Raw genomic sequence first — 9,434 nt, 5'->3', positions numbered from 1 at the left:
GAGCATCGCCGATGAGTACCGCACCGCAGATCGCCGTGGTGGCCCTGTCCCACAGCCCGCTCATGGTCAACGACACCGGGCACGTCGAAGGACGTGTCTTCCGGGAAGGAGTGGCCAGGGTCAAGGCGGCGGTGGAGGCGTTCAGCCCCACGCTCGTCGTTTTCTTCGGCCCTGACCACGAACGCGCCCTCACCGGGATCGCGCCCTGTTTCACCGTGGTGGAATCCGCCGGCGGGTACGCCGAATGGGGTCTGCTCGAAGAGGACTACGACGTGCCGCGTGACCACGCCGTCGCGCTCGGCGAGCACCTCGTGGCCGCCGGGGTGGACATCGCCGTGGCCGCGAACCTGCGTCTCGACCACGGTTTCGGACTGTCCATGAAGGACCTGTTCGGTTCGCCGGCGGCCGTTCCGGTGGTGCCGGTCCTGATCAACTGCATCGGGCGGCCGCTCGCCACCGCGGCCCGCACCGCCGCGCTCGGTACCGCGGTCGGCGAGTTCCTCCGCACGAAGATCGGCGACGGCGAGCGGGTGCTCGTGGTGGGTTCGGGCGGCATCTCGCACACGCCGCCGTCGCAGCCGGAGGGCGCCGACGAGATGAGCGAGACCGAGCGGCAGCGGTTGCTCTTCGAGCAGCTCGCCGGTGCCGCGAAGGCGATCGACCCGGAGTGGGACCGCGATTTCCTCGCCCGGCTCGGCAGCGCGGACTGGGCGAAGCTGTCCGAGCTGACTGCCGCGGACCTCGCCGCCGCAGGCACCGGCGGGGCCGAGGTGCGGACCTGGATCGCCGCCGCTTTCACCGGCGGCACGCCGCTCACGACCGTGGCGTACGAGCCGGTCACCGAATGGATCACCGGAATGGGCATTGCGGCCAGCGACACGTTGGTGAAGAGCTGATCGCCGGACTTGGGGAAGAGGGTTTCGATGTCCGACTTCGGAAAAACCGGGCCTGGCCGGGCGTTCCGGCCGGCGGTCCGCCACGACACGGTGCGCTGCTGATGGCGGGCACCCACCGCCGGGCGGCGACCGGCTTCGATCCGGCCGATCCGGCGGCCGGGCTGTCCGTGGTCGCCGCGGGCCTGCGGACGCATTACCTGGAAGCCGGCAGCGGCGCGCCACTCGTGCTGCTGCACGGGTCCGGTCCCGGCGTGTCGGCCTGGGAGAACTGGGCGGGCGTGATCCCCGCGCTGGCGCGCCGGCGGCGGGTACTCGCGCCGGACATCCCGGGTTTCGGCGCCACGGAAGCCAAGCCGGACGGCGAATACGACACGGGATTCTGGGTCGACCACCTGTTCGCGTTCATGGATGCCGTCGGCGCCACCGGGGCGCCGGTGGTCGGCAATTCGTTCGGCGGGATGCTCGCGATGGCCGCGGCGCTCCGGGATTCGCGGCGCATCGAGCGGCTCGTGCTGATGGGTTCGGCCGCGGGTGACGTGCCGATGAGCGAGGCGCACCGGCTCGCCGCCCGTTACGACGGCAGCCGCGGGGAACTGGAGCGGATCCTGCGGCTCTTCCCGTTCGACCCGGCGTCGCTCACGCCGGAGATGGTCGACCGGCGGCACGAGGCGAGCGTCCGGCCCGGCGCGCAGCAGGCGACACACAAGATCGCACCGGCCCCGGGCAGCGGCGAGGCGGTGATCAAGGCGACGCCGGAGGCGCGGCTGGCGGGGATCGAGACGCCGACGCTGATCCTGCACGGCCGCGACGACAAGGTCCTGCCGGTGGAGCTGGCGATCCGGGTGCACCGGGCGATCAAGCCGTCGGAGCTGCACACGTTCGGCAACTGCGGGCACTGGGTGCAGATCGAGCGCAGGGACGAGTTCGTCGAGCAGGTCCTCGGATTCGTCGGCGGGGCGCGATGACCGCGGTCGTCTCCCCGCACCGGCGGGCCACCGAAGCCGGGCAGGACGTGCTGGCCGCGGGCGGCAACGCCCTCGACGCGGCGCTCGCGACCAACGCCATGCTCTGGGCTTGCTACCCGCACATGTGCGGCCTCGGCGGGGACCTCTGGATCCTGTACTTCGATGCCGCCACTTCGCAGGTCCACTGCTTGAACGGCTCGGGCGGCGCTCCGCGGGCGGCCACGCCGGAGGCGTACGCCCAGCGCGGGCATTCGGTGATACCCGCGAAAGGGCCGCTCTCGCTGGCGGTACCCGGGGTGGCCGCGGGATGGGATGACGCGTCGCGGAGGTTCGGGAGCATTCCGGTCGCTGATTTGCTGCGCCCGGCGGCAAAAGCGGCGCGCGACGGGGTGGCGGTCACCGCCAAGCTCGCCGGGTGGATGGACGGCGATCTCCTGAGCGCCGATCCCGCCTTGGCGGCGGCGTTCACCGCTGCCGGGCAGCCGCTGCGGGCCGGGGCCACGATCCGGCAGCCGGACCTGGCGGACGCGATCGATCGCCTTGCCGACGCCGGATTCCCGGACCTCTACCGCGGTGACCTGGGTTCGGCCATCGCCCGGGGAATCGCGGATGCCGGCGGCCTGCTCACCGCAGCCGATCTCGAGGCACACGCGTCGCTCTGGGTCCGGCCGGTCGCCACGCGGTTCGACGGCGTCCAGGTGGTCACGACCCCGCCGAACAGCCAGGGCATTGCCGCGCTGGAGATGCTGAACCTGTTGTCCCTGCTGGAAGGCGGCCGGGCGGCGCCGGGTTCGGCGAGGCAGCTCGGCGCTTTCCTGGAGGCGAAACGGCTGGCGTACCTCGACCGCAACCGGTACCTGGGCGACCCCGCGTACGTTCCGGTACCGGTGGACCTGCTGACGAGCCTTGACCACGCACGCCGGCTGGCGGACGAAGCGCCGGACGGAACGCCGTCCTCGCTGGAGGGTGACACGGTGTACCTCGCCGCGGTCGATGGGCACGGCAACGCATGCTCGGTCATCCAGAGCATCTACCACCCCTTCGGGTCCGGTTTCGTCCCGCGCGGCACCGGGGTGCTGATGGCCAACCGCGGCGCGTACTTCTCGCTGGACCGGCGGCATCCGAACGTGATCGCGCCCGGGAAACGGCCGGTGCACACCCTCATGGCCTCGATCGCGCTGAAAGACGGGCGGCCGTGGCTCGTGTTCGGGACGATGGGCGGTGAGGGGCAGCCGCAGACGAACGTCCAGGTGCTCCTGCGGGTGCTGGCGGGCGCGGGCCCGGCCGAGGCGGTCGCCGCGCCGCGGGTGCTGAGCGGGCAGATCCTGCCCGGCGATGCGGATGACCAGGTGCACGTCGAGGAAGATCTGGGCGAGGACGTGATCGCCGGGCTCCGGCGGCTGGGGCATCCGGTGAAAGTGGTGCGGAAACACGACGAACTCATGGGGCACGCGCACGCGATTCTGGTCGACCGGGACCGGGTGAGCGCCGGTGCCGATCCGCGCAGTGACGGTTGACGCAAGGAGACGATGGTGGCGATCCGAGTAATCCAATGGGCGACCGGCGCGGTCGGGGGAACGACGCTGAAGGCGATCATCGAGCATCCGGACCTCGAACTGGCCGGCGTCTGGGTCCACACGCCGGAAAAGGTGGGCAAGGACGCCGGGGAACTGGTCGGCCTGCCGCCGACCGGGATTCTGGCGACGAACGACCACGAGGCGCTGATCGCGCTCGACGCGGACGTCGTCGTGCACTGCCCGGCGGGACAGGGGCCGATCGGGGAGCGGGACCGGATCGTGCTCGATCTGCTGCGGTCGGGGAAGAACGTAGTGTCGTCCACCGGGCCGTATTTCGTGCCCGAGCTGCGGAGCCCGGAGTACGCGCAGCAGATCGAGGACGCCTGCCGCGAAGGCGGGACCACGCTGATGTCCGCCGGGGCCAACCCCGACGTGGTGGTGCCGTGGCTGGGTGCCGCGCTCACCCGGATGTCGCTCGACGTCGACCACATCTACCTGGCCGAGATCGACGATTTTTCGCCCAACCCCAACCTGAACATGATGGTCGAGCTGCTGGGACTCGGCAAACCCGCGGACGAGTTCGAGCCGTGGATGGAGGAGGGCGGGTACTTCCAGCAGAGCGTGCTGGAATGGCTGCACCTGCTGGCCGGGAACATCGGGGTGCGGCTCGGCAAGGTGGAGGGCAGCTACCGGCTGTACCTCGCGACCCGGGACTTCACCATTCCGGCCGGGGAGATCAGGAAAGGGACGGTGTGCGGCGCGGCCTTCACGTGGTCCGCGGCGCGGCTCGGGGAAACCGAGCCGTTCGTCGATTTCGAATTCATCTACACCGTGCAGCGGGATCACCCCGATTTCCCCGGGCTCCCGCTCGAAGTCCGGATGGTCGTCGAAATCGAAGGATCGCCGTCGTCGCGGACCACCGTCGACCTGGCCCCGTCGCTCGACCCGGATGCGCCGGAACGCGATGCGTCCTTGCCCCAGGGCGTGTTCCACGCCGCCGCGGCCAGCGTGTTCAACTGCATTCCCGTGGTGCTCAAGGCGCCGATCGGCCTGTTCACCATGCCGGTGCCCGGGGCTTGGCAGGCACGTTCCCCGCAGTGAACGGGGCTGCCCCGGAGAGGAGGGCCCGTCCGTGCCCGCGAATCGCCATTACGACGTCGTCGTGATCGGCTCCGGTGCCTCGGGCAGCGCGCTGGCCGCGCGGCTGTCCGAGGACCCGGACCGGTCCGTGCTGGTGCTCGAAGCCGGGCGCCACTACGGCGGGATCGACCGGTACCCGCCCGCGCTCAAGTACTGCCATTCGGGCGCCTTCGCCATGCCGGGGAGCGCCGACAGCTGGCCGTTCACGGCGCAGCTGACCGGCGACCGCACGATTTCGGTCGCGCGGGGCAAGGCGGTCGGCGGCTCCAGCGCGGTCAACGGCGCCTTCTACGGACGGGGAGTCCCGGCCGACTACGACGGATGGGCGGCGGCCGGGAACCCCGGCTGGTCCCATGCCGAGGTCCTGCCGTTCTTCGTGAAAGCCGAGACCGACCTGGATTTCGGGGATGCGCCCGGACACGGCTCGGCGGGTCCGATGGTCGTGCGGCGGCACCCCGAATCGGCGGCGGTGCCGATGCTCGACGCGTTCCGGCAAGCGTGTTTCGCCGCCGGTTTCCCGGAGGACCCGGACGTCAACAGCGCGACGTCGTACGGGGTCGCGTTCACCCCGACCAACGCCTGCGACGGCCGCCGGATGAACGCCGCCGTGCGGTACCTGATCCCGGTGGAGAGCCGGCCGAACCTGACGATCCAGGACCGCACGTTCGTCCGCGCGATCACGTTCACCGGCAACCGGGCCGACGGCGTCGCCTACCTGCGCGACGGCGTCGGCGATCGCGTTTCCGCCGGCGAGGTCGTGCTGTGCGCTGGCGGGATCAACACCCCGCACCTGCTCCTGCTGTCCGGCATCGGGCCGGCCGGGCAGCTGCGGCAGCACGGGATCGACGTCGTGCACGATGCGCCGTACGTCGGCCGGAACCTGATGGACCACCCGTTCGTCGGCGTCCCGTACCGCACCGCCACGGACGGCCCGGTGCCCGGCGGTGAGCTCCCGGTAGGCCCGGTGATCCTCAACTACACGGCCACGGATTCGCCGATCACCGACGACATGTGCCTCCTCCCGGCGATCTACGGGAAGCCGACCATGCTGTTCGGTGCCCGCAGCCAGCCGCTGGCCGACCGCGCGAGGGGAGCACTGTTCCTCCGCAACCCGTGGACGACCTGGCAGGGCCTGTGGGGCGGCTCCGCCAGGGCGGCCCTCGAGGATTTCCGGCAGCGCAAGACGTTGCTCATGTTCGTCGAGCTGAGCGCGGAACTGAGCCGCGGCGAGCTCACGCTGGCTTCCGGCGACCCCACCGTGCTCCCGCGGCTGAGCTTCCGGTACCTGACGGAACCGGAAGACCTCCGCCGACTGCGCGACGGAGTCCGCCTGGTCGCACGGCTGCTGGAACATCCCTCGTACCGGCGGCTCGGGGCGGAGCTGACGTCGCTGACCGGGTCCGACCTGCGCAGCGACGCAGCGCTGGACCGCTGGATCCGCGCCAACCTGGCGTCCGCCGCTCACACGGCAGGCACGTGCCGGATGGGCCCGTCCGCCGACGCGACTGCCGTGGTGGACCCGCGCGGCCGGGTGCACGGGGTGAGTGGCCTGCGGGTCGCCGATCTGTCGATCATGCCCACCTTGACCCGCCGCGGCCCGCATGCGAGCGCCATCATGATCGGCGAACGAATGGCGGCTTTCCTGGCGGAAGAAACGAAATAGGGTGCTGCGCAGGTTGGTTCCCCCCGGGCCTTTCGCGCGCCACCAGGACCGCTGAGCGGCAGTGGGATATCCTCCGATCCGAAGCCGGACCTCAGGAGCGCACCGTGTCGTATGTGGTCGATTTCAAGACCGTTTCCACCACCGGGCTGGAATCGTCGCCGGTGGTGGCGGCGCTCGCCGGGCTGCGGGCGAACGAGGCGCGGTACTTCAAGAACAAGTACGACCACGACTTCACCGTCGAACCGGCGGCCGAAGCGGCCCCGGCGATCGACTGGGTGCATCGCATTCTCCGGGAAGAGCGCGACATCGTGATCGAGTCGCCGCCGCTGGAAGCGACCGAGTTCCAGGTCGAGAACATCCGGATGGCTTACGTCTTCTACGAAAGCGGTCTGTCGATCAACGTGATGTACACGCTGGACGGCCCGGCGAAACGAGCGGTCGGGTTCAAGCTGTCCGACGGCATGGACGTCCCCGGTGAGCTGGCGGCGTTCAAGTTCGCCCGCCAGAAGTCGAAGCTCGCCGGAACCATCCGCGGTTCCTATTTCGTCATCCGCAACGAGTACTGACCTGGAAACTACGCGCGCCCCACCGGGGTGCGGCGGGACGCGCGTAGCAGGTGAGCGCGATGTGGAACACGCCGAGGTCGCGGCCGGTGTCGCCGGCGGCGGGCAGGACCAGGGTGGCCAGCGCGAGGTCGACGCCGAGGTACAGGCCCATGGCGAAGCCGCCCAGCGCGCCGCCGATCAGGTTGGCCGTCCACACCGGCCACACCCAGGTGATCAGCGTCGACACCGCGGCCAGCAGCCCGGCCACGAGAACGAACATCCGGTGGTGCTGGAACTTGTCCACCAGCGGCCCGGCGATGATGGTGCTGACCACGGTGAGCGGCAGCAGCAACGAGGCACCGATCGCGACGCCTTCCGCGGCGGTCATGCCGGGTGGCAGCTCGATGTAGCTCTGCAGGGCGTAGAGGTTGAGGCTGCCGACCATGGCGAAACCGAGGTACAGCACCGCGCGGGAGATGAACACCCAGCGGTAGTCGCGGAATTTGAGGCTGCGGAACGTCTGGCGGAGCTCGACGAGCACCCGCCGCCGTTCGCGGACCTCCGTCGCCGTGGCGCGCGACTCGCGGGTGAGCCACGCGCTCACCAGTGAGGCGATCGGCAGCAGAATCGCCAGCACGACGTACCCGGTGAGAATGGAATCGGCGAAGAACGCGCCGACCTGCACGCCGATGATGGCGCCGACGGGCAGCCCGAGTCCTTGGACGGTGCTCGCGAGGCCGTGCCGGTGCGCGGGAATGCGGTCCGGGATCGTCGCGAGGATGACGTTGATCCCGACGTTCACCAGCGCCTGCATCAGGAACCAGCCGACGACGAGCCCGGCCACCGAGGAGGACGTGCCGAGCATGATGAGTGATCCGGCCGTGCCGAGGCCGCCGAAGAAGATCCACGGCGCCCGCCTTCCCCACCTGCTGCGGGTGCGGTCGGACAGGATCCCGATGAACGGTGGTACGGCGAAGGCGGCGATGACCTTCCGCGCGGGGGCGCCGGTGGTCGTTTCGGAGCCGGGTCTGCTGATCGGGGCCGATGTCGGGGGGACTGGGATCAAGGCTGTCCTGGCGGATCCTGACGGGACGGTGCATGCGCGGATTGCGCGTCCGACGGCGGCGGAGGGCAGCCCGTACGCGACGCTCGTGCATGTTCTCGACACCTTGGCTGGTGAAGCGCTCGACGCGGGGCAGCCGTTGAGCGGTATCGGTGCGGCGGTTCCAGGGATTGTCGATCGGCATACCGGAACTGTTGTCCGGGCTACGAATTTGGACTGGCATGAGCTGGAGCTCACGCACCGGCTGCGGCATCGCTATGCGGTACCGGTGACCGTTGATCATGACGCTCGGGCTGCCGCGGACGCCGAGTGGGCGGCCCGCGCGGCGGTGGGGGAGCAGGTCGAGGATGCGGCTTTCGTGCCGATCGGGACCGGGATCGCCGCTGCTTTGCGGATCGGCGGCCGGACGGTGACCGGGGCTAGGTGTGCGGCGGGGGAGTTCGGGCATGTCGTCGTGGTGGCGGGCGGGGAACCGTGCACGTGCGGCGGTCATGGGTGTCTGGAGGCGTACGCGTCGGCGTCGGCCATCGGCCGCCGGTACGAGCGCGCGGGCGGGCGGCGGTTGCCGGACGCAGCCGTTGTCGCGCAATCGATTTCGAGCGATCCGGTTGCTGCGCGGGTGTGGGTGGAAGCCGTCGATGCGCTCGCGCGAGGGTTGGTGGGGTTGATCGCGTTGAGCGATCCGGAACTGGTGGTGATCGGCGGCGGATTGTCGTCGGCCGGTGCGGTTTTGCTGAATCCGCTGCGGTCGAGGGTGGCTGCGCAGCTGCCGTGGCGACGGCCGCCGCGTATTGAGCAGTCTCTGACGGGGCCGGAGGCGGGTCAGTTGGGTGCACTGCTGCTGGCGGGTGCGCGACGGACTCCGGAGCCGGTGGTCCGGTCCTTGCGGGTGTGACGGGGTTGCCGGGTTTGCCGGGGGAGGTGGGGCTGGTTCGGGTGGGGGTGGTGCATTGGTGGGTTTGAGTGTCACGACGGTCTGAGGTGCTTGTCAAGGCGGGAAAGATGCCTTGACAAGCACCTCAGACCGTGTGCGGGCTTCGGATCGGGGTGCAGGGCGGGGGCTGGGTGCCGGGTCCGGGTTGGTGCGTCGGCTGCGGTTGGGAGGGTGGGTTTGAGGCTGTGAAGGGAACCTTGAAGGAATGTGGTGGGCTGTGAAGGGAACTTTCACGGAATGTGGTGGGCTGTGAAGGGAACTTTCACGGAATGTGGTGGGCTGTGAAGGGAACCTTGACGGAATGCGGAGGGCTGTGAAGGGAACCATGGGGGAATCTGATTCCCTGATGGTTCCCTTCACGGACTTGGCCGGGGGTTGGTCGGGCCGGTCGGCAGGTGGTGCGTGGGAAGCCGGTTGGCACAGTCTTGCCGAGAATTCCGTCGCCAGCACGCCAAACGTCGTCGAGCGGGGCGCATCTTCCATTGGCTGGTCGTTTCCGGCCGATTTTCAGCTGAAGTCGGGTTGCCGGATTAGGGTGGGGGTATGGCTGAGGGTGAACGTTCGCCGCGGGTGGAGGCGCCTGCGTCGGTGGGGTCGGTGTTCGAGTTGATTCGTCGTGGGGTGGCGCGGACGCGGCGGGAGATTTCGCGGTATACGGTGCTGGCGCCGTCGACGGTGTCGTTGCGGGTGGATGCGTTGATTGCGGCGGGG

Annotated in this window: 8 protein-coding genes; 7 read left to right on the top strand and 1 reads right to left on the bottom strand. The window is 70.0% G+C overall.

The genetic code is table 11. The features are described from left to right. Positions 1-11 precede the first annotated feature (11 nt). From OO71_RS43145 to OO71_RS43120, 6 genes are all read left to right on the top strand, one after another. Positions 12-896 carry a DODA-type extradiol aromatic ring-opening family dioxygenase gene (locus OO71_RS43145; protein WP_033295888.1) on the top strand — a complete coding sequence of 295 codons (885 nt, stop codon included), beginning with the start codon at positions 12-14 and terminating at the stop codon, positions 894-896. A gap of 101 nt (positions 897-997) precedes the next feature. Next, a complete protein-coding gene (locus OO71_RS43140) occupies positions 998-1,861 on the top strand; it encodes an alpha/beta fold hydrolase (protein ID WP_051793097.1) in 864 nt (287 codons plus the stop codon). Beyond that, positions 1,858-3,378 (top strand): gamma-glutamyltransferase family protein, encoded by a 1,521-nt coding sequence (locus tag OO71_RS43135; protein ID WP_033295887.1) that lies wholly within the window; start codon positions 1,858-1,860, stop codon positions 3,376-3,378. Before OO71_RS43140 ends, OO71_RS43135 begins: the two co-directional genes overlap by 4 nt. Before the next feature lie 15 nt (positions 3,379-3,393). Next, positions 3,394-4,479 carry an NAD(P)H-dependent amine dehydrogenase family protein gene (locus tag OO71_RS43130; protein ID WP_162186183.1) on the top strand — a complete coding sequence of 362 codons (1,086 nt, stop codon included), beginning with the start codon at positions 3,394-3,396 and terminating at the stop codon, positions 4,477-4,479. A gap of 31 nt (positions 4,480-4,510) precedes the next feature. Next, positions 4,511-6,181 (top strand): GMC family oxidoreductase, encoded by a 1,671-nt coding sequence (locus OO71_RS43125; protein ID WP_033295885.1) that lies wholly within the window; start codon positions 4,511-4,513, stop codon positions 6,179-6,181. A 104-nt stretch (positions 6,182-6,285) separates the two neighbouring features. After that, the gene (locus tag OO71_RS43120) at positions 6,286-6,747 is read left to right on the top strand and encodes a hypothetical protein (protein ID WP_033295884.1); all 462 of its coding nucleotides are present in this window, start codon (positions 6,286-6,288) and stop codon (positions 6,745-6,747) included. On the opposite strand, the gene OO71_RS43115 is transcribed toward OO71_RS43120, so the two are convergent. Continuing rightward, on the bottom strand, positions 6,728-7,675 hold the full coding sequence (locus tag OO71_RS43115) for an MFS transporter (RefSeq protein ID WP_245633968.1): 948 nt from the start codon (positions 7,673-7,675) through the stop codon (positions 6,728-6,730). The two genes, OO71_RS43120 and OO71_RS43115, sit on opposite strands and share 20 nt — an antisense overlap. Here OO71_RS43115 and OO71_RS43110 point away from each other — a divergent pair. Beyond that, on the top strand, positions 7,590-8,684 hold the full coding sequence (locus OO71_RS43110) for an ROK family protein (RefSeq protein WP_245633967.1): 1,095 nt from the start codon (positions 7,590-7,592) through the stop codon (positions 8,682-8,684). The two genes, OO71_RS43115 and OO71_RS43110, sit on opposite strands and share 86 nt — an antisense overlap. The last annotated feature ends 750 nt before the right edge of the window (positions 8,685-9,434 follow it).

The organism is Amycolatopsis jejuensis (assembly GCF_000717335.1).
GTDB classification, from domain to species: Bacteria; Actinomycetota; Actinomycetes; order Mycobacteriales; family Pseudonocardiaceae; genus Amycolatopsis; species Amycolatopsis jejuensis.
The sequence above is the reverse complement of the archived record's forward strand: the minus strand, read 5'-3'. Positions and strand labels throughout refer to the sequence as shown.